This window comes from Bacillus sp. IBL03825, assembly GCF_024712505.1.
Taxonomy (GTDB): Bacteria; Bacillota; Bacilli; order Bacillales; family Bacillaceae_G; genus Bacillus_A; species Bacillus_A wiedmannii.
The window spans coordinates 3,066,092-3,092,177 of record NZ_JAMXKE010000001.1 but is presented as its reverse complement, the minus strand read 5'-3'; the positions used below and the strand labels follow the sequence as shown (position 1 = coordinate 3,092,177).

21 protein-coding genes and 2 pseudogenes are annotated in these 26,086 nt (G+C 34.3%); 17 read left to right on the top strand and 6 right to left on the bottom strand.

Annotated features, from left to right (window positions below; genetic code table 11):
- Positions 1-401 precede the first annotated feature (401 nt).
- Positions 402-1,172: an ABC transporter ATP-binding protein gene (locus NHG49_RS15875; RefSeq protein ID WP_064475725.1), complete on the top strand. Its 771-nt coding sequence runs from the start codon at positions 402-404 to the stop codon at positions 1,170-1,172.
- Positions 1,147-3,090, top strand: coding sequence for an ABC transporter permease (locus NHG49_RS15870; protein ID WP_064475724.1), 1,944 nt, complete (start codon positions 1,147-1,149; stop codon positions 3,088-3,090). The genes NHG49_RS15875 and NHG49_RS15870 overlap by 26 nt, the downstream gene beginning before the upstream one ends.
- A 59-nt stretch (positions 3,091-3,149) precedes the next feature.
- Here NHG49_RS15870 and NHG49_RS15865 read toward each other — a convergent pair.
- Positions 3,150-3,749 (bottom strand): annotated as a pseudogene (locus NHG49_RS15865) (erythromycin esterase family protein); the annotation flags it as partial.
- A gap of 134 nt (positions 3,750-3,883) precedes the next feature.
- Positions 3,884-4,048 carry a hypothetical protein gene (locus tag NHG49_RS15860; RefSeq protein WP_241753394.1) on the bottom strand — a complete coding sequence of 55 codons (165 nt, stop codon included), beginning with the start codon at positions 4,046-4,048 and terminating at the stop codon, positions 3,884-3,886.
- Between the two features lie 473 nt (positions 4,049-4,521).
- On the opposite strand from NHG49_RS15860, the gene NHG49_RS15855 reads away from it, so the two are divergent.
- The 4 genes from NHG49_RS15855 to NHG49_RS15840 all read left to right on the top strand — a co-directional run bounded on the left by NHG49_RS15855 (position 4,522) and on the right by NHG49_RS15840 (position 9,998).
- A complete protein-coding gene (locus NHG49_RS15855) occupies positions 4,522-6,111 on the top strand; it encodes a bifunctional metallophosphatase/5'-nucleotidase (protein ID WP_064475723.1) in 1,590 nt (529 codons plus the stop codon).
- Positions 6,112-6,500: 389 nt separating this feature from the next.
- Positions 6,501-7,658, top strand: a complete 1,158-nt coding sequence (locus NHG49_RS15850; RefSeq protein ID WP_258126254.1) for a serine hydrolase domain-containing protein — start codon at positions 6,501-6,503, stop codon at positions 7,656-7,658.
- A gap of 736 nt (positions 7,659-8,394) precedes the next feature.
- A complete protein-coding gene (locus tag NHG49_RS15845; protein ID WP_242289388.1) occupies positions 8,395-9,660 on the top strand; it encodes a Y-family DNA polymerase in 1,266 nt (421 codons plus the stop codon).
- Positions 9,657-9,998 (top strand): YolD-like family protein, encoded by a 342-nt coding sequence (locus NHG49_RS15840; RefSeq protein ID WP_064469872.1) that lies wholly within the window; start codon positions 9,657-9,659, stop codon positions 9,996-9,998. The genes NHG49_RS15845 and NHG49_RS15840 overlap by 4 nt, the downstream gene beginning before the upstream one ends.
- 463 nt (positions 9,999-10,461) lie before the next feature.
- Here the strand turns inward: NHG49_RS15840 and NHG49_RS15835 are convergent, their stop codons facing one another.
- Positions 10,462-11,115, bottom strand: coding sequence for a CPBP family intramembrane glutamic endopeptidase (locus NHG49_RS15835; RefSeq protein ID WP_000448285.1), 654 nt, complete (start codon positions 11,113-11,115; stop codon positions 10,462-10,464).
- Between the two features lie 188 nt (positions 11,116-11,303).
- Between NHG49_RS15835 and NHG49_RS15830 the strand changes: the two are divergent.
- Positions 11,304-11,586: pseudogene (locus tag NHG49_RS15830) on the top strand (YolD-like family protein).
- 227 nt (positions 11,587-11,813) lie between these two features.
- On the opposite strand, the gene NHG49_RS15825 reads toward NHG49_RS15830, so the two are convergent.
- The gene (locus NHG49_RS15825; protein WP_064475720.1) at positions 11,814-12,473 is read right to left on the bottom strand and encodes a DUF1796 family putative cysteine peptidase; all 660 of its coding nucleotides are present in this window, start codon (positions 12,471-12,473) and stop codon (positions 11,814-11,816) included.
- A gap of 447 nt (positions 12,474-12,920) precedes the next feature.
- On the opposite strand from NHG49_RS15825, the gene ppsA reads away from it, so the two are divergent.
- Positions 12,921-15,527 carry a phosphoenolpyruvate synthase gene (gene ppsA, locus NHG49_RS15820; protein WP_258126253.1) on the top strand — a complete coding sequence of 869 codons (2,607 nt, stop codon included), beginning with the start codon at positions 12,921-12,923 and terminating at the stop codon, positions 15,525-15,527.
- Positions 15,528-15,582: 55 nt separating this feature from the next.
- Here ppsA and NHG49_RS15815 read toward each other — a convergent pair whose 3' ends face one another.
- A complete protein-coding gene (locus tag NHG49_RS15815; RefSeq protein ID WP_098102038.1) occupies positions 15,583-16,200 on the bottom strand; it encodes a TetR/AcrR family transcriptional regulator in 618 nt (205 codons plus the stop codon).
- A gap of 131 nt (positions 16,201-16,331) precedes the next feature.
- Here NHG49_RS15815 and NHG49_RS15810 point away from each other — a divergent pair, with 131 nt between their 5' ends.
- From NHG49_RS15810 to NHG49_RS15775, 8 genes are all read left to right on the top strand, one after another.
- Positions 16,332-17,552, top strand: a complete 1,221-nt coding sequence (locus NHG49_RS15810) for a YhgE/Pip domain-containing protein (RefSeq protein ID WP_258126855.1) — start codon at positions 16,332-16,334, stop codon at positions 17,550-17,552.
- 190 nt (positions 17,553-17,742) lie between these two features.
- The gene (locus tag NHG49_RS15805) at positions 17,743-18,177 is read left to right on the top strand and encodes a ferritin-like domain-containing protein (RefSeq protein WP_000282819.1); all 435 of its coding nucleotides are present in this window, start codon (positions 17,743-17,745) and stop codon (positions 18,175-18,177) included.
- A gap of 166 nt (positions 18,178-18,343) precedes the next feature.
- On the top strand, positions 18,344-18,856 hold the full coding sequence (locus NHG49_RS15800) for a GNAT family N-acetyltransferase (protein ID WP_064475715.1): 513 nt from the start codon (positions 18,344-18,346) through the stop codon (positions 18,854-18,856).
- Positions 18,857-18,859: 3 nt separating this feature from the next.
- Positions 18,860-19,738, top strand: coding sequence for an aminoglycoside phosphotransferase family protein (locus NHG49_RS15795; protein WP_258126251.1), 879 nt, complete (start codon positions 18,860-18,862; stop codon positions 19,736-19,738).
- Between the two features lie 112 nt (positions 19,739-19,850).
- Positions 19,851-21,179 (top strand): YjiH family protein, encoded by a 1,329-nt coding sequence (locus NHG49_RS15790; protein WP_001289383.1) that lies wholly within the window; start codon positions 19,851-19,853, stop codon positions 21,177-21,179.
- Positions 21,180-21,641: 462 nt separating this feature from the next.
- The gene (locus tag NHG49_RS15785) at positions 21,642-22,229 is read left to right on the top strand and encodes a GNAT family N-acetyltransferase (RefSeq protein WP_258126249.1); all 588 of its coding nucleotides are present in this window, start codon (positions 21,642-21,644) and stop codon (positions 22,227-22,229) included.
- 330 nt (positions 22,230-22,559) lie between these two features.
- Positions 22,560-23,192, top strand: coding sequence for a YdcF family protein (locus tag NHG49_RS15780; protein WP_000662228.1), 633 nt, complete (start codon positions 22,560-22,562; stop codon positions 23,190-23,192).
- 154 nt (positions 23,193-23,346) lie between these two features.
- Positions 23,347-24,495 (top strand): acyl-CoA dehydrogenase family protein, encoded by a 1,149-nt coding sequence (locus NHG49_RS15775; protein WP_222659917.1) that lies wholly within the window; start codon positions 23,347-23,349, stop codon positions 24,493-24,495.
- Between the two features lie 198 nt (positions 24,496-24,693).
- Here NHG49_RS15775 and NHG49_RS15770 read toward each other — a convergent pair whose 3' ends face one another.
- Positions 24,694-25,164: a DinB family protein gene (locus NHG49_RS15770; RefSeq protein ID WP_258126247.1), complete on the bottom strand. Its 471-nt coding sequence runs from the start codon at positions 25,162-25,164 to the stop codon at positions 24,694-24,696.
- Between the two features lie 69 nt (positions 25,165-25,233).
- Here NHG49_RS15770 and NHG49_RS15765 point away from each other — a divergent pair, with 69 nt between their 5' ends.
- Complete coding sequence (locus NHG49_RS15765) at positions 25,234-25,962, top strand: ArsR/SmtB family transcription factor (protein ID WP_258126246.1); 729 nt, start codon at positions 25,234-25,236, stop codon at positions 25,960-25,962.
- The last annotated feature ends 124 nt before the right edge of the window (positions 25,963-26,086 follow it).

The window sequence follows — 26,086 nt, the reverse complement described above, 5'->3', positions numbered from 1 at the left end:
TTGCAAATGAAATCTATACGGAAATCTAGTAGCAAATAGTCCAGTGCATATGAAAAATTCCTCAATGCTATCTCTCAAAAAAATTATGTTTCTCGGCCTAATAGACTGTATTTTCAGAAACATTTCAAGTGTGTAAGAAAAATGAAAGATAATTCAATATGAGAAAACCAACCATACTACTACAATGAAAAACAGAAACATGTTTAAAAATCCTGAAGTACGATAGCAAGTTATTTTAGCGCTTAATACATTCGACCAAGTATGACAGCCTTAAATAATAAAAGCTGAAACAAATTATTAATGAGTAGTACATTAATCGTATTTTAAATAAATCAAAATGTAGGAAGGCAATAGTTATCAAATCTCATTCTTAGTAAATAAAAATGGAGGGAATTTCTCATATGAAAATAGTAGAAGTAAAAGAACTTAGTAAAGAATACACAGGAAATGTTTCACACACGGCACTTTCAAATATTAATTTAACAATAACAGAGGGAGAATTTGTTGGGGTCATGGGTCCTTCGGGTAGTGGAAAAACAACGTTATTGAATATGATATCTACTATTGACTCGCCAACATCAGGTAATGTATTTATTAATAGTAAAAATCCATATCAGCTTTCGGTCAATGATTTGGCCTTATTTCGCAGACAGGAATTAGGGTTCGTCTTTCAATCCTTTAACCTGCTGCATACATTAACAGTAAAAGAGAATATGGTTCTTCCGCTTGTATTAGATGGCATGAATGTGAAAAGAATAAATAAACGAGTAGAATCTATTTCGGAAAAATTAGGTATTAACGAAATTTTAAATAAACGAACATATGAAATATCAGGAGGACAAGCGCAGCGAACAGCGATAGCCCGTGCACTCATTCACTCTCCTAAATTAGTTCTTGCCGATGAACCGACAGGGAACTTAGACTCTAAATCCTCTCAAGATGTAATGGAGATATTAACACTATTAAATAAAGAAGAAAAGGCAACAATGATGTTAGTAACGCACGATCCAGTTGCTGCTAGTTACTGTGAGCGCATTATATTTATTAAAGATGGACAGTTATACAATGAAGTTTGCTGCAACGGTGATCGCCCACTATTTTATAAAAATATTGTGGACAGTCTTTCTAGGTTAGGAGGTAATAAAAATGACATTTCGACAGCTCGCATTTAATAATGTTATACGGAATAAACGAATATATCTTGGGCATTTTTTTAGTAGCACATTTGCGGTAATGATTTTCTTCACTTATGGCTTACTTGTCTTTCATCCAAACCTACAAGGCGAGCTGACTCATGTAAGCACCATATTGAGTACGTTTGGGAAGATAGGATTTCAACTATCGTATTACTTAATCTTTGTCTTTTCATTCTTATTTATTTTCTATTCAGTTAGTGCCTTTTTAAAAAATAGAAAAAAAGAGTTTGGATTATTAATGTTACATGGAATGTCTCATCGGCAGCTTCATCAATTAATTTTTTTCGAAAATATGTTGATTGGAATTCCTTCTATACTAGTAGGAATTGGGCTTGGGGTAGTTTTTTCTAAATTGTTCTTACTAGTTACTGGGTCCTTATTGGGAGTAGGGCATAGGTTAGCATTTTACTTTCCATTAAAGGCTATGGGAATAACAGCTATCTCCTTTTTTGTTCTATTTCTACTTATTTCATTATTTACATCGAAAATGATGAAAATAAATGAGCTTGTAGAACTCATAAAATCAGAGGAAAAACCAAAAGCTGAGCCGAAAGTTTCCGTCTGGATATCCATGTTGGTCCTAATTTTATTTGGGGCAGGTTACTCCTGTGTTCACCACAGTATCGTTGCAGTGAATTACATGGATTTAGATCAATTATTACTACTTGTAGGGGTAGGTGTCTTATTAATTGTTTTTGGAACCTATTTTTTCTTTAATCAATTGTGTGTATATGTGTTATATACTTTAAAAAATAGAGAAACTACATTCTTTAAAAGAACCAATCTTCTTGTTATTTCAGAATTGATGTATCGAATGAAAGATAATGCGAGAACATTCTTTATCGTTACAATTATATCTGCTGTTTCTTTTACAGCAATTGGAGTTTGTACAGCTATTGGAAATCCAGAACTAGCAAAACATGAGACCCCATATGCATTTACGTATCGATCGGATAAGGGGAATATACAAGAAAAAGCCCATATTGAAGAGATAAAGAAGCAATTAAAAGAATATGGATTTTCTTATAAACTTGTTGCAACAGAATTTAAAAGGACACTAAACGGATTGGCGTTAATTAATGTATCTACGTATAATGAATATGCAAAACAATTAGGGTATGAAATAGAGAAATTAACAAATGAAAATGATAGTATTGCTATACGACAAAATAAGAACGAGAAAAGCGCGGAGGATATAAAAACTTTTGAAATAATACATGGTGAAATAGAGGTCCCACTCTCTGTGCAAAAAACAATTTATATCCCAGAATTATCGTTAATCGAAAAGCCTATTATTGTCTCTGATGATGTTTATAATAAGGTCAAAAATGCTCAACAAGAAAACGTACTCCGAGATTACACCATATACGGTTTTATCGTTAAAAATTGGTCTGAAACGAATGAAGTTTCTACTAAACTTATGAAGATTATTGGTAAGAATCAAGAGGATTATTATATGTTTTCATCTTTGTATTTAAGATGGCTTGAATTGAAACAACAAAACGGATTACTTTCTATCTCAAGTATAATGGTGGGGATTGTATTTTTCGTATTTACGCTAAGCTTTTTATATTTCCGTCTATTTACTGATTTAGAACGTGATCAAGAGCAATATCAAATGATTTCAAAATTAGGATTAAGTCAAAGTGAGTTAAAGCAAATCGTGACAAGACAAATGATGCTACTATTTTTCTTACCGATTATAGTGGCTATGGTTCATAGTAGTTTTGCATTTCTAACGTTTCATCAATTAGGACAAACAGTAAGTAAGCAAATGTCCGTTATTCAAAGTTCAATTGTTGTATTAATAAGCTTTATTTGTATACAAATTATTTACTTCTTTATTATTAGAAATCACTATTTAAAACGCATATATACAAAAATGTATTCATAGAAAAAGAATGTATAAAATATAAGTAAAAGCATCCTTATATTGTAAGGATGCTTTTGTATTTACTTCAGTACAGAAGGCGTCGTCTTTTCTAACCAAAGAATGCCATCATATTGTTCTGTGAGAATCAGGATTTCTTCTTTATCTTTTATTCCCCAATAACTTGCTGCAGTAGGAGTAAACATCCATGAAGTTTCTGGTAGGTTACTTTCTCCCTTTAGGTTAATAAAAACATGGGGACTTCCCACCGTGCTGATAATTTTTTCAACGCTTTGTTCTTCATGTTCATTATGTACAGGAATAATATCTTCATTACCATCATCCCAACTGCTTCCACTATACGCAAATACACCAATCGTGTACATTTGGTCTTTGATGCGTTGCGGAAGATAATCCATCATATTTGGGCCAACATAATTGTATTGCTGCACCTTCGTAAAGTCTAATATCATTTTTGAATTTTGTTTTCGAATATGATAATTATGCCCTCACACAATAATTTTTTTGTTTTTATACTGCATTTCGGTGAGCCATGCAAAATTTTGTGCCATTTTTTGATCTCGGATATAGGTGGCGTAGTCTGCAATTTTAGGTGAGTAGATACCTCCTTTAACTTTCATTAAAGCATCTAAATGCGTTTTAATCGCATCAATCCGTATACTTTGTCTACATTTAAATATATCTAGTTAATAAACAGCTTTATTAACGTTATGCAGGGACAACTAACAATGCAACCAGGAGCAGTGGTAGATCATAAAAAACATGAGCAATTACGCTTGCCCATATAGAATTGGCTTTAAATGCAATCCAGTTGAAGGGCAATCTTCCTAGACCAAGTTACAAAAAGAATTTGAATTAAATTCCCCTCATAGGTAGAGTAATGCGCCATACCAAACAAAAATACACCAACAAGTGTTATAAGAATCATCGACCATTTTTCGCATACCCCTTGTTTTTTCAAAAAGTATATCCCCAGGATAGATGGAACTAAAATTAAACATTCTTCTCCTAACAAACTGCATATAATTTGCAACAGGTGATACATAAATTGGAGTGGGCTATTATCTAATCAAGGTTTATTTGGTATGCGTATTTTAAAAACAAATAAACAAAATATCAAGCATGTAGGCGACAAGAACGGAAGTTCATAGAAAACCCAACCTTAGCTTGATGGGCATGGGGTCTCGCCAACATAACGCGAATTTCGTACGCTAAAGAATTACTAAGTTAAAAACTGTTTTTTCGGTACGTTAACAAAGTTCCATTTAAAATTGTCGTTTTACACCTTCACGTTTTGAGGAAGAAGTACTTTGTCGGAAAACAATAAAATCTTATTAATTTTTATAATTGGTAGAATTTTTATAGAAATAATCCTCTTAATATATTAAAATAACATTGTATTATGTCAGATTTTAATTAGGGGAGAGAAATTTTATGTTGAAAAAAATTATTCCAGTTGCTTTAGCACTAAGTACAGTTACTTTTACTAGTGTATTTGCTGCGCCTTCAGCCCAAGCAAGTACAGGACCAAACCGCTACATAGATGTGCAAATGCTCGGTATTAACGATTTTCATGGGCAACTAGACACTGTAAAAAAAATTAACAATAAAGATGCAGGGGGAATTGAGTACTTAGGAGCTTATTTACGTGATCGTGAAAAACAAAATCCGAATACATTAAAGGTACATGCTGGCGATGTTGTTGGAGCAAGTACTCCTGTTTCAGCATTATTACAAGACGAACCTACGATTGAATTTCTAAATGATTTGAAATTCGATGTTGGAACTATAGGAAATCATGAATTTGATGAAGGTGTTGCAGAAATGAACCGCCTTATTTATGGTGGGTACCATGAGAAAACAGGGAATTTTAAAGGAGCAAAATTCCCATATGTTGCTGCAAATTTCTATAATAAATCCACCGGTCGCTTATTTTTACCACCATTCACTATAAAAAAGGTACAAGGAGTTCCTGTTGGATTTATAGGAGTCGTAACAACGGATGTTCCTAACCTTGTTATGCCTACTATGCTAAAGAATGTAGAAATTACAGATGAAGTTGAAGCTATTAACAAATCCGTAAAGCAATTAAAAAAACTAGGCGTTAAATCTATCGTTGTTCTTGCGCATAACGGAGGTACAACAGATGGGAACGGCGTAACAAATGGTGATATCGTCCGATTAGCAAATGAGACTGATCCAGAAGTGGATGTTATTTTTGGTGGGCATAGCCACACTTATGTAAATGGAACTGTTAATAATAAACTTGTCGTACAAGCAAATTCTTATGGTATGGCTTTTGCTGATGTTGATGTAAAGATTGATCGTAAAACACAAGATATTGTTGAGAAAAAAGCAGAAATTGTTACAACTTACCATGAAGGCATGGAGCCTGATAAAAAAATAAAGAAGAAGATGGAGAAATATCAAGCGAAAATCGCACCTCTTGTCAATGAAGTTGTAGGTAAGTCTATTGCTCCACTAGATCGCAAACTCAATACGGCTGGTGAATCTACTCTCGGAAATTTAGTTGCTGATGCCCAGCGTACAACAATGCAATCTCAAATTGCACTTATGAATCCTGGTGGTATTCGTAATGACTTAGATGCTGGTGATATTACATGGGGAGAGATATATGGTATTCAACCATTCGGAAATCAATTAATAAAAGTAAATTTAACAGGCCAAGACATTCGTGATATTTTAAATCAACAATGGCAAAAAGACATAACAAGAATGCTTCAAATTTCAGGGATCCAATACACTTGGGATGCGAACAAGCCTAATGGAGAAAAAGTAACAAGTATTCGCTTAACAAATGGAGAAGAAATCATTCCTTCTAAAACTTACAGCGTCGTTGCTAACGCATTTTTAGCTTCAGGTGGAGATGGATTTGTATCCTTTAAAAACGGTAAAGATGCTGAAACAGGACCGACTGATTTTGAAGCATTAGTAGATTATATAAAGAAATCAAAAGAACCAATTCAGTCTATTATTGATGGAAGAATTCAAAAGATAAATTAGTTTTTTATTAATCTCAAAAACAAATAGATTACCTGTACGCTATAATTTTTCGTGTGCAGGTAATCTATTTTTTTGCGCTTTCGGGCACAGATACTACTTCAATCCTATCATTATAGAAACGATTTCGAATGTAAGGAATTCGTAAGGGATAGGTAAGGAAAAAGAGATTTTCATTGTGTAGGATAAAAATATAAGGAGGCGTGAAGGGGGGATAAGTACGGCCTACATATAAAATAATTAGTAACAAGAGTGTTTTGTGAAAATAATGAGTACAATGATTGCAAATGTATTGTTGCTTTTTATCATTGGGAGAATGGATAGCTGTGTGGTTCGTATATGACACTGCTATCAACTATCTATACAATTTTAATAGAAGAGAGGAATACTTTATGAAAACACGCAGTAAAATTACATGTGCAAGTCTAGCACTTTTAATAGCTGGAAGTTCCCTGTTATATATACCACCAGCCTCAATTGTAAAAGCAGAACCCGTGCAAAATGTATCTAGTTCGTTACATACAAATACTCAAAGCGATCGTACTTCCGTTAAGAAAGCAATGCGGGATACACTGCAACTTGGATACCCGGGAATACTCGCTCAAATTTCTAAGGGGGGGAAAACTTGGAGTTATACTGCTGGGGTAGCGGATCTGAGAACTAAGAAACCAATGAAAGAAGATTTTCGCTTTCGCATTGGCAGTGTGACGAAAACGTTCATTGCAACAGTTCTACTTCAATTATCTGGAGAGGACCGTTTGAATCTAGACGACTCTATTGAAAAATGGTTGCCTGGTGTCATTCAAGGAAACGGATATGATGGTAACCAGATTACGATCCGGCAACTATTGAATCATACAAGTGGTATTGCTGACTATATAAATTCAAAAGACTTTGATATTACGGATATAAAAAAATCGTATACGGCTGAAGAATTTGTAAAGATGGGGATTTCCCTTCCTCCAAACTTTGCTCCAGGGAAGGGGTGGTCTTATTCAAACACAGGATACGTAATACTGGGGATCCTTATTGAAAAAGTAACAGGAAACAGCTATGCGGAAGAGGTTGAAAATCGGATTATTGAACCGCTTGATTTGTCAAATACATTCCTACCTGGCAATTCAAACGTGATTCCAGGCACCAAGCATGCACGTGGCTATTTGCAACTAGACGGAGCAAGTGAGCTAAAAGACGTTACTTATATTAACCCAGGTAGCTCGGATGGAGATATGATTTCTAATGCTGACGACTTAAACAAATTCTTCTCTTATTTACTCAGTGGCAAACTACTGAAGGAACAGCAACTAAAACAAATGCTTACTACAGTTCCTACAGAAAGAGAGGGAACTAGATATGGCCTTGGAATCCTTGAAATTAAGCTTCCGAACGGTGTTTCGGTATGGGGACACAGGGGTGCTGTTCCAGGGTTTTCCACTTTTGTTGGTGGAACACTTGGAGGGAAACATACATTTGCTATCAATGCGAACAGTTTAAACATTCATAATCCGGAATTTTTTAAAGATATTTTACTTGCTGAATTTAGCAAGTAGGCAAAAAGGAAAAACGGATAAATTTTGTCATTTATAATTCCAATCGGAATGGATTACCGCTTGAAATGAGTATAGAGGGAATTAAGTATATAGAAACAATCAAACCAACTATAAGAGATGGCTAAGTAAAAGGATTGGTTTATACATTGGTCGATTAAAAGAGCAACACATATAATGAGTGATTATTTTATATACTATTGTATTTGTATAGGTATTGTAACTAATTGTAAATTTATATAAGGTGCGAAGTCTAATTTAAGACTTCGCACTTTTTCCGTTTAACAGTTTTTATTGTGAAGCTATTAACAATAGAAAAAAGGAGGATGTAACTAGCTATGCGGATGAATCTTGGTACATGCGCTATATAGGAGATTTTGCTGAAAAAATATACAAGAAAAAATTAAAATTAGAAGAATATATGCATGAGAGGCAAGAAAGCTGAAGTAAAATAAAAATCTTTGCTTTTTATTTTATCATCTTCACACATATAAGAAACAAAGGAATTTATATAAAGTATGTTTTGAGAATAAAGGTTTAATTGGTTTGTTTTAGTAGTTTTATACTTATGAGTTAATTGGAAATTATAGCGGTTTTGTATACATAGTTTTTCTTGCCTTAATTGATAGCGCATAGATATGACGGTTATTTTAACCAAAATTTTCATGAAAATACCTTTAAAAAGAACGTTAGTTCGTATATAATAAGAACAAACGTTCTTTTGTTAGGAGTGATAACCTTGTATGATTATTCTCTTTTACCGAATCGTATTATTCTTTGTGTAGATCTTCGTAGCTTTTATGCAAGCGTATCATGTATTAAAAAAGGACTGGATCCACGATATACAAAATTGGCTGTTGTAGGAGACGTACACCGGAGTGGATCGATCGTATTGGCAGCAACACCACCATTAAAAGCGTTAGGAATAAAGAAGATGGCAAGATTGTATGAAATACCGAAGCGACCAGATATTATTATTGTGAATCCAATTATGCATACGTATATGAAGTGTTCAACTTATATAACAGGTTTAGCTTTACAGTATGTTGCACCGGAAGATTTTCATCAATATAGTATCGATGAGTTTTTTATGGACATGACCGCAAGTATTCATTTGTTTGCGAGTAATCCGTGTGAGTTTGCATTAAAGTTCAAGCGAGAAATATATGAACGTACACGGATCGAAAGTACGATTGGTATTGGGCCAAATTTATTATTGAGTAAAGTAGCGATGGATGTGGAAGCAAAAAAGAATAAAGATGGAATAGCGCAGTGGACGTATGACGATATACCCGAGAAGTTATGGAGTATTAGACCCCTCAGTAAATTTTGGGGTATATCGTATAAAACGGAAATGAAATTAAATCAAAAAGGTATATATATGATTGGGGATTTAGCGCAGTACCCATTGAAGTATTTAAAACAATCATTTGGTGTAATAGGAGAAGAATTACACTTGCATAGTAACGGAATTGATTTGAGCAGAATAGCAGAGAAATATGTTCCAGCGACAACATCTATAGCGAAAAGCCAAATATTATTTCGTGATTATTCAATAGAAGAGTTCATCGTTATTTTATTAGAGCATATAGAAGAAGTTTGTTACAGGTTGAGAAGAGAAAAGAAATACGCGCAAACGATTCATTTCTCAGTCGGATATAGCAAGGAGTATGGTGGAGGAATAAAAAAGGTACATACGTTAAACAGAGCAACAAATTTAACGATGGATATTTACAATGTTTGTACATATTTTTTACACGAACGGCACACAGGAGAGCCGATTCGATCGATAAGTATTTCCTTAACAAATTTAATACATGAAGGAGAAGAGCAAATTTCACTTTTCGATAACATTATACAAAGAGAAAAAGAAATGCGATTAACGAAGGTGATGGACGAAATTCGAACACGATTTGGTAAGAACAGTATTTTACGTGGAATTTCCTATACAAACGTCGCAACAGCAAGATATAGAAACACATTATTAGGAGGGCACAAATCGTGAAGAATGCTAATATGCCAAAAGGAAGAGGAATGGTAAAGTGGCAACCGTTTGCTAGTATGCCAGAGCAGTTCGCCTGTATTAAAGAAATGATACAGGGGCAAACAAAAGTCACGCGTCCCATCTTAACGCAAGATGCAAAAGAAATGATTGAAAACAAGCTGTTAATCTCATATTTAGGTGAGGAAGAGATTTTACTTACATATTATAGAGGTGGATACTTATATAAAAATTACATAACTGTAGTTGATATAAATCCCTTGAATGGGTTGATTACTTGCACGGATGCTTTTTGTAATAAGAAGATTTTTAAGTTTGGTGATGTAATTGAAATTGATTAGAACTTTTTAGCTGATGTATTTTTGTACTATTTACAAAGAAATGCTCATTTACTTCAAGTGTTATTTCTATTTTTATGCAAAACCCAAAGTTACAAAAGAAGTTCATAATATAAAGTGTAAGTACCATGGGTTTTCAAGTTATAAAACACGTACTTCCGACTAATATATTAAAACTTAAAGAACCTAAAAAATAAGAATGATCACTACTAAATAGGCATTCAAAATACGAATTCATATTTTGAATGCCTATTTGAAAATTTTCGAAGTCAATATAGTTTGTGTCAAACATTGAAGAGTCCTTTTATAGGTGTAAAAATATATATATTTCTCATGTACCTGTCCCTGAAATGAATGGGTATTTTATCTATATTCTAAGTAATATTTTCTGTTAAGTAAAAAAGAACCCTAAGGTTCTTTTTGTTTTTATGTTATTGTTTGTTACTTATAAGTACAATGTAATTTTTTATTTAAAAAGCATTGGTAAAAATCCAATAATGTCGAAAGCAAGGTGGCAAATCCAACTTACCCAAACACTCTTTGAATTTTTCCATATATAATTCAGTAATAACCTAACAGGGACTATAGTTATCAATAATTGCATTGGCACGAAACCATAAGCAGGAATATGCCACAAGGCAAACAGAACGCTACATATTATTGATGCTGTACCAAATTTTAATCCTAATTTCTGTAATGCGATGATTATGTTAGTACATAGCAATTCTTCACCCATTAACATGAATGGTACACGGGTCAAAATCATCGAAACGCTTATTACTTGAGCAACAGAATTTGTAGTTGGAGGTTCAAAAATATAGCTATATAGTGTGCCTGAACCCATGCCCACTATGATTGTTAAAGGTACACCCCAGAGTAATGTTTTAAATTTAAAATGTTTGAATTGCTCTAAAGATATTTTTCCTAAAAAATAGTATCCTATAATTCCACATAATACAAGATTCCATGAAGCTTCAAGAATCATTTCTAATAATTCAGGTATATTACCTACTATAAGTGCAATACATTGATATACAATTCCTGAAATAATTAATAATCCTAAAGCCAAAAGAGATTTTGAATCAATTTTCTTTTTTGTTTCTATAATCTTTGTTTCCACAACAACCCCTTCTTTCTTATTATTTCATTAATTACAAATATATAATAACATATATTATCCCTAATTAATGGTAATTCAGAAGGGTGCCATAACTTTTGTATAATATCGTTGTATAAATGCAGTAAAGCGATTTTTTAAACAAACTTAATAGGCTTATTTAGCATGCCTACTTTTTTATCGTTGCTAGTATGCCAGAGCAGTTCGCCTGTATTAAAGAAATGATACATGAGCAAATGAAAGTCCCGCGTCCAATCTTAACGCAAGATGCAAAAGAAATGATTGAAAATAAGCTGTTAATTTTGTATTTAGGTGAGGAGGAGGTTTTACAATACATAGTATAGTGGTGGCTACTTATATAAAAATTACATAACTGTAGTTGATATAAATCCATTAAATGAGTCGATTACTTGTACCGATGCTTTTCGTAATCAAAGGATATTAAAGTTTGGTGATATAATTGAGATTGATTAAAGTATGTTTTTAGGTAACAGGCTCATCTTTAAGCTTATGCCTAGAACGATTCGTTCATCTACCAATCGTTCTGGTGGGGAAATATGGAATGTTATGCATTTGTATGTTCTTAGAGAAAGGTTAATAATCTTATTTTTAATGAATGTACCGAAATAAATTTTTTCCTTAAGCGTGTGAAAAGCGATAGCCCCACTGTTCATTATTTAAGCTATATTATTAGCTACTTATTATTTTGAGTTTAGGTGTATATCTTTTAAGAGGATATACCAAGTTCTTTTATTTAGATAATTACTTGAAACTTGAATGGGAAAAACATGATCAAGCCCCCATTCTAATTCGTTTATTTCATTTTCAAGTCCTGTTGGATAGAGGAAAAGGATCTTAAAATTATTTTTAACAATATTTGATAAAACTGTTTGTAATTCTAGCGCTTCAGTCAAGTTTCCGCCCCATCTAACAAATAAAATGGATTGTGAATTATGCATTTTTTTGTAAAGATTATCAATTCTTCGATCTAATTTTTGTTTAAAATCATGGTATGTGATGAACCAATCTTCATTTGGAATAACAGGGAAATCATGATAAGATGTCACGTTATATTTTGTATCTTTTATAATATGAGAAAAAACAGGTTGTATCACGCCATCATTAAACACAACATTTTGATCCGGCATTGCGTGCATGTTTTTTAACTCCATAAAGTCTATAAAATTATTTTTCAATAATTCGTTGATAGAAGAAAGATTCGGTGATACAAACCAATCTAGAGGACCTGAATATTTCCGCAACCTATATTTTTTTAGATGAATAGCAGTATAACAATTTTCTCCTAAACTAATAACATCATCATAAATTCCTTGAAGCTTTTTCATTTCCAATACAATCATCCTTTTTCAGAAAAATTAGTAGGTATATATAAATTCTAAAAAGCATTATTATGACACCGAACATGCTTTTGAAAAATAGGAGAACTGATTCATTATAAATAATATATGTATGTATAAAAACTCCTGTGAAAAGGCTCACAGGAGGATAAAATAAAGCATATTTCGGGTTAGATACCATTTGTTGAGGTAAGAATTGTGTGTGATAATGAATGGCGTTTCTATATATAAAGGGGAAAAAGCAGAAATACATTGAAGTTAGTTGTGAATAAATAATAATTTAAAATTGAGCGGAAATAAGAAGCCCCAGTTGCTGTTGTTCAACTGGGGCTTCTTATTAATCTCTTCCTAACTTAATTATATCATGTAAATCAAGTTCGAAATAGACTGTTTATTCGTATTTACTACTGCTACAATCAAGAACACATGCATAGTAAGGAGAGATGGTAAATGAGTTCTTTCGTTCTCGATTTTCAGGAAATAAAAAACGCGCAGCTTTCACTCGTTGGTGGAAAAGGATTAAATTTAGGGGAGTTATCCAAAATTCAAGGGATACAAGTGCCAGAAGGATTTTGTGTTACAACGGTAGGATATGAAAAGGCCATCGAGCAAAATGAAGAGCTTCAAACTTTGTTGCAGCAGCTAACAAAGTTGAAACGTGAAGAGCGAGCTCAAATTGGTGAAATCAGTAAGGAAATTAGAGAAAGCATTATGGCAGTGGAAATTCCAGTTGATGTAGTGGAATCAGTAGCTCATTATCTCTCACGTTTTGGAAATGAACATGCGTATGCGGTGCGTTCTAGTGCTACGGCTGAAGATTTACCGTATGCCTCGTTTGCTGGTCAACAAGATACGTATTTAAATATTATCGGAGAAGAAGCGATTTTGCAGCATGTAAGAAAGTGCTGGGCTTCTTTATTTACAGAGCGAGCAGTTATGTACCGCATGCAAAATGGTTTTGAACATAATCAAGTTTCTATATGTGTTGTCGTTCAAAAAATGGTTTTCCCTAAGGCTTCGGGTATTTTATTTACGGCTGATCCGGTTACCTCTAACCGAAAGGTGTTATCCATTGATGCCAGTTTTGGACTTGGTGAGGCGTTAGTATCAGGACTGGTTTCTGCCGATAATTATAAAGTAAAAGAAGGCGAAATTACCGGAAAGATGATAGCGACTAAAAAATTAGCTATTTATGCTTTAAAAGAGGGCGGAACGGAGACGAAACAGATTGATCCGGCTCAGCAAAAAATTCAAACATTGTCTGAACAACAAATTTTACAACTAGCACAGATCGGAAGACAGATTGAAGCCTATTTTGGTTGTCCACAAGATATTGAATGGTGTTTAGTGGATGATACATTTTATATTGTCCAAAGTCGCCCAATCACGACTTTATATCCAATACCAGAAGTAAATGATGGGGAAAATCATGTGTATGTATCGGTTGGTCACCAGCAAATGATGACCGATCCTTTGAAGCCATTAGGAATGTCTTTATTCCAGTTAACATCTTTTGGACAGAGGTTTCAAGCTGGAGGAAGGTTGTTTGTAGATGTTGCACAAAGATTGGCTTCGCCTACTAGTAGAGAACTTTTATTAAATATGATAGGGAATTCGGAACCACTTATTAAAGATGCATTAACGACTGTAGTCGAGCGAGATGATTTTATTACATTGTTACGAGAAGATGAAAAAGAAAAGAGTGTTGGTAAAAGTGGACCACCTGCAAGTTCGCAACCACAAGTCGAAAACAATCCAGCAATCGTTACGGATTTAATAAAGAGGAATCAAGCATCAATCGAAGAGTTAAAACGAAACATGCAAACGAAATCAGGAGTGGATGTACTTGATTTTATTTTGGAAGATATTCAGCAATTAAAGAAAATATTATTTCATCCACAAAGTATGGCTGTCATTATGGCAGGTATGGATGCTTCAACATGGATCAATGAAAAAATGGAGCAATGGCTAGGCGAAAAGAATGCAGCAGACACACTTTCTCAATCCGTACAAAATAATATTACGTCTGAAATGGGGCTAGCATTACTCGATGTTGCTGATGTGATTCGGCCATATCCAGAAGTTATTGCGTATTTACAACATGTAGAAAATGATAACTTTTTAGATGAATTAGTTCAATTTAAAGGCGGAGAAAAAGCTCGAGATGCCATTCTAACTTTTCTAAATAAATACGGAATGAGATGTAGCGGAGAAATCGATATTACGAAAACGCGCTGGAGTGAAAAGCCAACAACCATGATCCCAATAATTTTAAATAATATAAGAGACTTTGAAGTTGGTGCGAGTAAGCGGAAGTTTGAAGAGGGACTGCAAGAAGCTTTGAAAAAAGAAGAAGAGTTAGTAGATCGATTGCAACACTTGCCGGATGGTACACAAAAAGTAGAAGAGACGAAGCGAATGATTCGTAACATCCGTAATTGTATCGGTTATCGTGAATATCCAAAATACGGCATGATTAATCGTTATTTCATATATAAGCAGGCATTACTGAAAGAAGCGGAGCAACTTGTGCAAAATAACGTTATTAATGAAATAGAAGATATATATTATCTAACTTTTGAAGAACTTCACGAAGTCGTTCGCACGAATAAACTAGATTACGAGCTTATTCATAAGCAAAAAAATGATTACAAATTATATGAAAAACTAACGCCTCCGCGTGTGATGACGTCTGATGGAGAAATCATTACAGGTAAATATAAACGAGAAAACCTCCCAGCTGACGCGATTGTAGGTTTGCCTGTTTCTTCAGGAGTTATAGAGGGAAGAGCTCGCGTTATTTTAAACATGGAAGATGCGAATTTAGAAGATGGAGATATATTAGTTACTGCTTTTACTGACCCGGGCTGGACACCGTTATTTGTGTCTATAAAAGGATTAGTTACCGAAGTTGGCGGGCTCATGACGCACGGGGCAGTGATTGCACGTGAATACGGATTACCAGCAGTCGTTGGAGTAGAGAATGCTACGAAATTAATAAAAGACGGTCAACGAATTCGTGTACATGGAACAGAAGGGTATATTGAAGTGTTGTAATGAAACAAAAGATCATCCGCTATTATAGTGGATGATCTTTTATTATATAGCTGACTTATTTCTTTAAACCAGCTGCATAAAAAGGTCCATGAACTGCGATTGTTGATAAAATACGAGCAATTTCCTCAGGTGTTTCTTTTTGCCCGGTATTTAACCATTGCTGAATGACACCTATATGAGCAGATGCCATATAAGAAGCTAAATATTGGCTTGGGACAAGTAAATTCTCCTTATTAATGAGAGCACCATTTGTATCTTCAAATAGTGTTTTCCACATAAAGTCTTTCAGTTTTGTTTGGAAAGATAAATCACCTTTTGGACTTAATACAGCTTTCATAAAATCACTATTTTCATTTAGAAATTCAAGAATAGAAGTGATAAGTATAAACGGCATTGTTGGGGAAGGATTTGACCCAAGATCAGCAATAACTTCAGGTAATCTCTGTTTGGCAATGCTAGAAAACTCATACATAATTTCTTCTTGGCATTTCGTCATTAAATCAAATTTATCTTGATAATGCGCATAGAAAGTACCGCGATTCATGTTTGCTTTCGTTGTAATATCTTTCACTGTAATGGCGTCAAAACCTTTTTCTTCAATTAATTCGACCAATGCATTTCGTATCGCAGTTTTCGTACGAATAACGCGTAAATCTAAATTACTATCACGCAAAGTATGTCCCTCCTTCTTTTTAGCCAACACATTTCAAAGATGTGTCTTATAACCGACACATTCACGATTTTTGATTATTGTATAAGGTTCAACTCGAACATATAATTCAAATATAAATAAACAACACGTTGTTGGTTATTATAAATCAAATTATAGGAGGAGAAAAGAAAATGTTTAAAAATAAACTTTTATTATTATCACCGGTTATTGCACTACTTGTAGTTTTTATTTTTTCATTAACGTTATTTCCAAACGTTCAACCTCAGCCGAAAAATTTGCCAATCGCAATTGTAAATGAGGATCAAGGAGTAGAAATTCCGAATCAATCGAAGATGAATATGGGGCAAACGATTGTTGATAATATGAAAAAGACATCAAAATCAGAGGAAGAACCTGCGGTGAAGTGGGTAGAAGTAAAAAATAAAGAAGCAGTTCAAAATGGCTTAAATAATCAAGAATATTACGCAGCATTAGTTATTCCGAAAGACTTTAGCACAAAACAAGCATCATTACGAACACCACAGCCATCTTCGCCAGAGATAGAAATATTCATAAACCAAGGAATGAATACAGCGGCATCAACTATGGCAGGACAAATGTTAAATACGATTGTTGATAATATGAACAATACTGTTCGCACACAACTATTAGAAGGATTGAAAGCAAAAGGAGCTACATTAACAGCAGACCAAGTTTCAAATGTAGTCACACCAATTGCAAAGAAAGTGACAAACGTAAATGAAATCGGAAAAAATAGTGCGAACGGTAACTCGCCGATGTCTTTATTCCAGCCGTTATGGATTGCAAGTTTAGCGAGCGCAGCAATTATCTTTATTGCGATAAGTAAAATGCTAGTAGGTACAAGAAAAGAAAACTTCGTATTAAAACTAAAACAAATAATAACAGGAGCTGTCGCGGCACTTGTAATTGGGTTTGGCCTTACATGGATTGCGGATGGAATGGTAGGATTAAACATTTCGAATTTCACTGATACGGCACTGTTTTTATCTATTACATCCTTTAGTTTCTTCTTAATGATATCGGCGGTACTTTCATTAGTTGGACTAAAGGGAATCGGTGTATTCGCTCTCTTACTATTCTTCGGTGCACCGTTATTATCGTTAGCACCGGAAATGTTGTCGCCATTTTACCAAGACTGGGTGTACGCATGGTTGCCAATGCGATTTATGATCGAAGGACTTAGAGAAATATTCTTCTTCGGAAAAGGGCTAAGCTGGAGTACACCCCTTACTGTGCTCGTTTGGATTGGCGTAGTAAGTATCGTTATTATTTTAGCGACTGCTTTCAAACGTAGTGTAATAAAGGAACATAAAACGGAATTACACGCATAAAAGATAAAAACGTTTCACTAGGAGTGAAGCGTTTTTTGATTTTTATTAACTTATAGGGAAATCAGGCAGGATAGGTTTTTCTATATTTTTAAGAGAATAGAAGAATTCAGATTTTCGACTTCTCTCTGTATACATGCTCCTGCTATTTCAAATTGCATAAAATATTATGCGAAATAATGGAGGGGATACGATGTATAATTCGAATTATTATGATTCGTATAGGCAAAATGATAAGTTGATTCGTGATATTGAGAAAGCAATTAATGGAGAGTTTAGTGCTATAAATTGCTATGCGAAATTAGCGAACATGGCTCCAAATGCGGCGGAACGAAATCAAATTCTTGAAATTCGTAACGATGAAATAAAGCATTTTCATCATTTTGTACAAATCTATACAAATTTAACTGGTCAGCAGCCTAAACCACAAATCATGGAAGAATGCCCGAATACGTACTTACAAGGATTAGAATTCGCTATACAAGATGAACAAAAGACTGTAGATTTTTACTTAGAAATTGCAGATGAAACATCGGATGCACATATGAAAGAGTTGTTACGCAGAATAGCTGCAGATGAACAAAATCATGCGGTGTGGTTTTTATATTATTTTGTGAAGTCGAAGTGAATGTTTAAGGAATTAAAACCGTTTCACTAGTAGTGGGCGGTTTTTTTGATGGAATACAAGTTGTAAAATAGATATCTTTGAAGGTGTAGTGGTTAATCTTGGTATATAATGTATAAAACGAAAATTAATAAAGAGAGAAGTAAGCATATGAAAGGAGAACAGAAATATGGAGAGAAATACAGTTAAAGAATATACAATTCGAACTGCTACTGAAGAGGAAAGCAATAGTATCATCACTCTATTAAAAGAAGTAGCACAGTGGCTACAACATAAAGAAGTGAATCAATGGCAGTATCTTTTAGGAGGAGAAGCTACAGTTGAAATATTAGAAGGCATAAGAGAGAAGTATACGTATGTTGTTATGAAAGAAGAGGAAATTGTCGGTACGATTACAGTATCTCCTAAACAAAATGATTGGGATGAACATATCTTTGGTAAAGAGGAAGTTTCTAATTCGTTATATATTCATAGATTTGCGGTGAAAAGAGAGTATAAGGGGAATGGAATAGGAGAACACATTTTACAGTGGATAGATGAGAATATGCAAAGTGATAAACAGTATTTGAAGTTAGATTGTGTTGGACATAACCGTACATTGAATGACTTTTATAAGAAAAATGGTTTTGAATATATCGGTAGTAAGGATGGACATAGTAAGTTTCAAAAGAGAAGAGGGTAGTGAATGAATCAAATTCATACTGATTTAGTTAAAAGGTTGATAGGGGAACAGTTTCCTGAATGGGCATATTTAGACGTGAAGCCTGTAAAGTTTAGTGGGCATGATAATAGAACGTTTCACCTAGGGGATGAGATGAGTGTCAGATTACCAAGTGATGCAGCATATGCACCGCAAGTAGAGAAAGAAAATAAGTGGCTACCTATATTAAGTAAGGAGCTTTCTTTACCGATTTCTACACCAGTTGCGAAAGGTAATCCATCTGAATCGTATCCATGGCCTTGGTCTGTTAATAAATGGATAGAGGGAGAAACCGTTACGAAACAAAATGTTCGTGATTTAAATGAATTTGCAACGGACTTAGGATCATTTTTAGGAGAATTGCAATCCATTGATGCGAGTAACGGACCGATCGCTGGAGCGCATAATTTTTACCGAGGTGGGCTTATATCTGTATATGACGAAGAGGCGAGAGGTGCTATCGAAAATAATAAGGATGTTTTTGATGAAACAATATTAAAGCATCTTTGGGATGTAGCACTTCAGTCAACGTGGGAGCGTAAACCAGTTTGGGTTCATGGAGATGTTACACCAGGAAACTTACTCGTTAAAGATGGAAAGCTTTGTGCCGTAATTGATTTTGGTATTTTAGGAGTAGGAGATCCGGCTTGTGATGCAGCGATGGCATGGACATTTTTTGATAAGAATAGCAGAAACATATTTAAAGACGTATTGCGCATAGATGAAGAAACGTGGAATAGAGCAAGAGGATGGGCACTTTGGAAAGCGTTAATTACATATGATGCAAATAAGACTAGTAATAAAATAGTGGCAGAGGAATCGTATCGTGTTATTCAAGTGATTGTGGATGATTATGAGAGATAGTAGAAAAAGCCTATTTTAAAATAGGCTTTTTCATATGATGAAATATTAGAAATGGAAAGAAGGAATCCAATATGATTATACAGAATATTTAGATAATAGGAGGTGTCGAATTTTGAGTGAAATTGAATTAAAAAGGAATGTAATTAAGACTGGGAGTGAGAAGGGGGGGATTCTCCGGTTTATACTCGCTAGTCTAGTTGGGGTGTTTATGTTTTTCGTACCAGTTACGATAAACGGTGCTTCGTCCATTATGATTGATCATATCGTATCATGGATCAGGACTTCGGTTCCGAGCGTCGTACCTTATTATGCACTACTCGTTATGATAATAGGTGCGATTTATCCGTTTTATACGAAAAAGTGGAATGCATCTATCGTAGACATTTGTTTTTCGATTTTAAAAGTAGTTGGTGTTGTCTTTGGCGTATTGTATTGCTTGAAAGTAGGGCCAGCTTGGTTCTTTGCGCCAGATGTAGGGCCGTTTTTGTATGAAAAACTAGTCATATCGGTAAGTTTACTCGTGCCAATTGGCTCGGCTTTTTTAGCGTTATTAGTCGGGTACGGATTACTTGAATTTATCGGTACGTTTTGCCGTCCCATTATGAGACCGTTATGGAATACACCAGGACGATCAGCAATCGATGCGGTTGCATCCTTTGTAGGGAGTTATTCACTCGCTTTATTAATTACAAATCGCGTGTATAAAGAAGGAAAGTATACGACAAAAGAAGCAGCGATCATCGCTACAGGTTTTTCTACAGTATCCGCAACATTTATGATCATCATCGCAAAAACATTAGACATTATGCATTTATGGAATGTTTATTTTTGGACTACTCTCGTTGTAACATTCATCGTAACTGCTATCACCGTAAGAATCCCGCCTCTTAGTAGAAAACCAGATACATATGTAACGGAAGAAGGGTTTCCAGAACCTGTTTATAAAGAGAAAATGCTAGAACGTGCTTGGGAAGATGCGTTAGAAGTATCAAAGTCTGCACCGAGTATTATGAAAAATATCGCAGTGAATTTAAAAGATGGATTTATTATGACGATGGGAATTTTACCATCCATTATGTCAGTAGGATTAATTGGTATCGTCTTAGCGAAATTCACGCCAATATTTGATTGGATCAGTTATATTTTCTATCCATTTACATGGCTATTACAATTACCAGAAGCAGAACTAGCTGCTAAAGCGGCATCCGTTGGTATCGCAGAAATGTTTTTACCTTCTCTTTTAGTTGTAAGTGCACCACTTGTGACAAAGTTTGTCATTGCGGTTGTTTCGGTATCATCTATATTGTTCTTCTCAGCTTCCATTCCTTGTATTTTATCGACAGACATTCCGTTAAAAGTATCAGAACTTATTATTCTCTACGTACAAAGAACGATTTTAACGTTACTTATTATTACACCGATTGCTTATTTGTTGCTTTAAAGTTTTTAACAGATAAAGCTATAAATAAAGAAGCCTTTTTACAGAAGGCTTCTTTTGTTTAAAAGCGGGCTACTCCCACATTACTATCAAGCTAAGAAAATCAAATATCCTAAAACGTGAAAATATACTATTTTCTGTTTTTGTGATGTTTTTATTTATTTTTTGAATATGACGTCATGCTTCTTAAGAAGATTCCTAGTCCTGCAAAAAAGAAACCTAAGCATAATAAGCTGCCTGGCGTTCCCCAAGTAATTTGATCTAGCATTTTTATCCCCTCCCGTTTATCATTATATAGAATTTATTGGGAATTATCAAAATTTTCCTTTTTAAAGGTTATTGATGAGCCTTCCTACCTTATACGAGAAGATTATATCTGAAAAGGAATTCTTTTAAAAATATTCTATTATTATTATAAAGCGTTTTCGTTTCGTATGATATAGTAACAACAAAGGGGGCTTACAAATGGAAATCATTCACGAAAGAGCAAAGTTACGGATAATAGATAGTGATGATGTCGAAACTTTGTTTTCGATTGTAGAAGGAAATCGGGATATTTGGGCGTATTTAATTTCTAAAATGGATAATGTGCAAGATATGCAACAATACGTTCAAAAAGCGATACAGGGTTATGGGAAGGGTACTCAAATACCTTTCGTTGTAGTGGATCAACAGACGAATACGATTGTAGGAAGTACACGTCTATATAATATTTCAGTAGAAGATAAAACAGTCGAGTTAGGACAAACGTGGTATCATCCAAGTGTGCAACGTACGAGTATCAATACAGAGTGTAAGTATATGCTTCTCCAGTATGCTTTTGAAAAACTGCGTATGCTGAGGGTACAAATTAAGACAGATGCAAGAAACGAAAATGCACAACGAGCAATTGAAAGGTTAGGTGCAGTTAAAGAAGGTGTGCTTAGAAATGAAAGGGAATTGCCAAGTGGACATGTGAGAGATGCGGTTGTGTATAGTATTATCGTAAGCGAATGGCCAGTTGTGAAAGCACGTTTATTAGAAAATTTAGAGTTGTATAAAGAAAAGTTATAATTCGTGTTTTGAAAGGTATATTGTTCGTGATGTATGAAAAATATACCTTTTTTCTTACAAAATGCTACTTTATTTTAATTCCTTTTGTTTCATCGTTCCCTTCTGAGAAAAAATTCGTTACAATGTAGTTGTATGGTAATAAACTTATGAATTTAAAACATGTAATGAAAACCGCAAATAAAAATGAATTGATAATCCTCAATTTTAAATGAAAACCCTTTTATACATAAATAACAAGTAAAGTTCCTTCTTTTAAATAAACTCAAACGAAACGATTTGATATAAATGTTTTTTTATAGAAGTATGGATGATGTACGGAGGCAATTACAAATGAAAGAAAATAAGAAGAGTAAGAAAAGACGAATCTTTCAAGTATTTTTACTAATGATTTGTTCTGCTATTTTATATGTAAGTTATGCAGCTTACGATATTTGGAGTTATCGTTTTAAAACAAATGATGGCGTGAAAACGGATGCTGGTATCGTACTAGGAGCAGCTTCTTGGAACGGAAAACCATCTCCTGTATTTAAAGAAAGAATTAATCATGCGATTTCTTTATATAAGAACGGAGATATTAAAAAGATTATTTTTACAGGTGGTACAAAGTTCGAGGCAGAACTTGAGGAAGCGCGTACTGCAAGAGTATATGCAATGAAACAAGGTGTAAAAGAGGAAGATATTTTAATTGAAACAAAATCCCTTTTCACAGAAGAAAACTTAAAGAATGCGAAGGAAGTTGGAATAGAGAACGGAATACGCACATACACGATTGTAAGTGATCCACTTCATATGAAACGCGCAATGAGAATCGCAAAACATATTAATATTGAAGCGTATGCTTCACCAACGCCGACATCAGCATATAAAACGTTAGATACAGAAATTCCATTCTTCTTTAAAGAATTATTCTCGTACATTGGATATGTAACCTCTTTGCCATTAAAGGCATTGAAGGGAGACTAATATAAGAAAAGAACCTATCTTTAAATAGGAACTTTTCTTATTAGTCAAAAACATTGTATTTTTATCGGAATAGTGAAACAATAGAGAGGTAGCTTCATATAATCATAATGAAAAAGTGAGCGGTTGATGAATCGAGCATAAAGGAGATTATAGTATGGCACTCTCATTTGTTGAAACAGAAGAACAATATTTCATTATTGCACAAATAAATAAATTGCTTCCAAAGTTCATGGAAAGGGAGCATCAACTAAGTGAATTAGGGTCATTTCCGTATGAAAATATGAGTGATTTGAAAGATATCGGATATACGAAATTAACGTTACCAAAGGAATTTGGTGGTAGTGCGATTTCTTTATATGACTTCGTTTTATTTCAAGAGAAAATCGCGGAAGGCTGCGGAGCTACTGCATTATCAATTGGCTGGCATATTGGCATTGTGAAAGAGCTAGCGGAAAATCACTCTTGGAATGATGAGATGTTCAAATGGTTTTGCGAAGAAGTGCGTAACGGTGCACTCTTTAACCGGGCAGCAACAGAACCAAAAACAGGGAGTCCGACGCGTGGCGGTAAACCAGAAACAATAGCGGTTCAACAAGGCGAGAAGTGGATTATAAATGGAAGAAAAACTTTTACAACGATGGCGCCAATACTTGATTATTTTATTATTTCAGCGAGTATTGAAGGCCGAGAAGAAGTTGGTGAGTTTGTCATTCCGAGAAATACGCTCGGTGTATCCATTGAAGAAACGTGGGATAGCGTTGCGATGCGAGGGACTGCTAGTCATGACCTTGTCTTACAAAATGTAGAGATAGAAAGTCGCTTTTTTACAGATGTAAAGGGCGGGAAAGTGAAACAAAAGGGTATTGGCTGGTTGCTACATATACCAGCATGTTATTTAGGAATTGCACAATCAGCAAGAAATTATGCAGTTCAGTTTGCGGGATCATACAAGCCAAATAGTTTAAATCATTCTATTAGTTTATTGCCGAATGTTAGAAGATTAGTTGGAGAATTAGAACTTGAGCTTATGCAAGCTCGCGTCTTTTTATATCAAATTGCGAAAAAGTACGATGAAGCAGAGGATAAACTATCATTGCAAGCCGAATTAGCAGCAGTGAAATATGCTGTAACGAATGCGGCAATATCAATTGTAGATAAAGCAATGCGCATCGTAGGAGCAAAAAGTTTATCAGAAAAAAATCCACTTCATCGCTACTATTTAAACGTCAGAGCAGGATTGCACAATCCGCCGATGGATGATGCAACACTGTCTATGCTGGCGGATGCGGCGTTTCGGTTGTAGTTTTTAAAAATTTACATTTTATTGTTTATGGACAATATAGTTGTTTTGAAAGCACATGTTTGGTTACTAATCGAACATGTGCTTTTTATGTGTACAAAGTACCAAATTGAGATGTAGATTTTTAGTATAAATGGTTATCATGATTTTGGATTGTTATTGGCTGAAAGAATATGTATTGCAATGTTAGTTTGCCAACTTTTAATCCCAGATTAAAGGTCTTTCCAAGTTTACCATTCGTAAATATTGTAAAAATTGACCTGCATGGACCGCATCATGATAGGCAATTCGTAATAGCATGTCGCCTAAATATCTTTCATAGCCAACATCGCTTCGATCAATACGGGTTGAATCTAGCTCAGCTATGCTTATGGATTGAACATATTCTATGAAGTCAGTAAAGTATGATTGTGCCAATTCAATTTCTTTTTTTACACATGTAATGGGCTCGTCATCATACGTAAAATGTATATCATTTATTGAGCCGTTGTTTTTTAAAATCATATGATAATAAAAAGTTGAGCTCCATACATGACGAATCATCTCACCAAAGGACATAGCTTCATGATCAGGCTTCCAATTAAGAAAATTATCGGGAAGAGAATTCCATAATTTTTCTGAGCGCCTTCTCGTTTCTTTCAAATTTAATATACTAAGATCAATTGCATTCATAATACATTCTCCTTTACTATTAAACTTAAAATAATTGTATCAGTTTAATAGTTAGGGTATCATCGAAATATGAATGTATATCCGAATATCTCATATATAGCTAAACTAATTGCTGAACCTACAAGAGCAATTATCTTAGATTGTCTAATGAATAATCAGGCACTACCTGCTAGCGAATTGGCTTATATGGCAAAGGTGTCACATCCAACGATTAGTTCTCATCTTTCTAAATTAGTAGAGGGGAATCTACTTACAGTTGAACAACATGGTAGACATCGTTACTATCGACTTGCTAATCAAGAGGTAGCAGAAGTTCTTGAAAAGTTAGGAACAATTGCACCAACAGTCCAAGTTCGGTCTTTAAAACAATCGGATCAGCTAAAACAAATTCGTTATGCGCGAACTTGCTATGATCATCTTGCAGGCAGACTCGGTGTAGAGATAACTGAAAAATTACTACATGGGGAATTTATAATTTTAAAGGAAGGAGAATACATTGTAACGGAACAAGGTAAGGGGTGGTTTCTGAATTTTGGAATAAATATTGAAACGGCAGAGATAAAAAGGAGAGTATTTGCAAAACCTTGTCTTGATTGGAGTGAACGACGCTACCATATTTCTGGTTGGTTAGGATCTGCAATAGCAAAACTATTTTTTGAACAGGAATTGATTACAAAAACGGATAAGAGTCGGGCTGTCCATCTTACAAAAAAAGGTGTGAAGCTATTGAAAGATCAATTAGACATTGACATGGAAAATAAAAAAGTCAATCAAAATGCAATGCCTCCGGTCAAATAGATAGTATTAAATAACCTGAGTTCTATATTTATATAGACTCAGGTTATTTAATTTCTTTTAAAACCTTTGATGATATTTGCGTACAGCAACTTTAAGCTCATTCACTTTACAGAAAGAGGTTAAA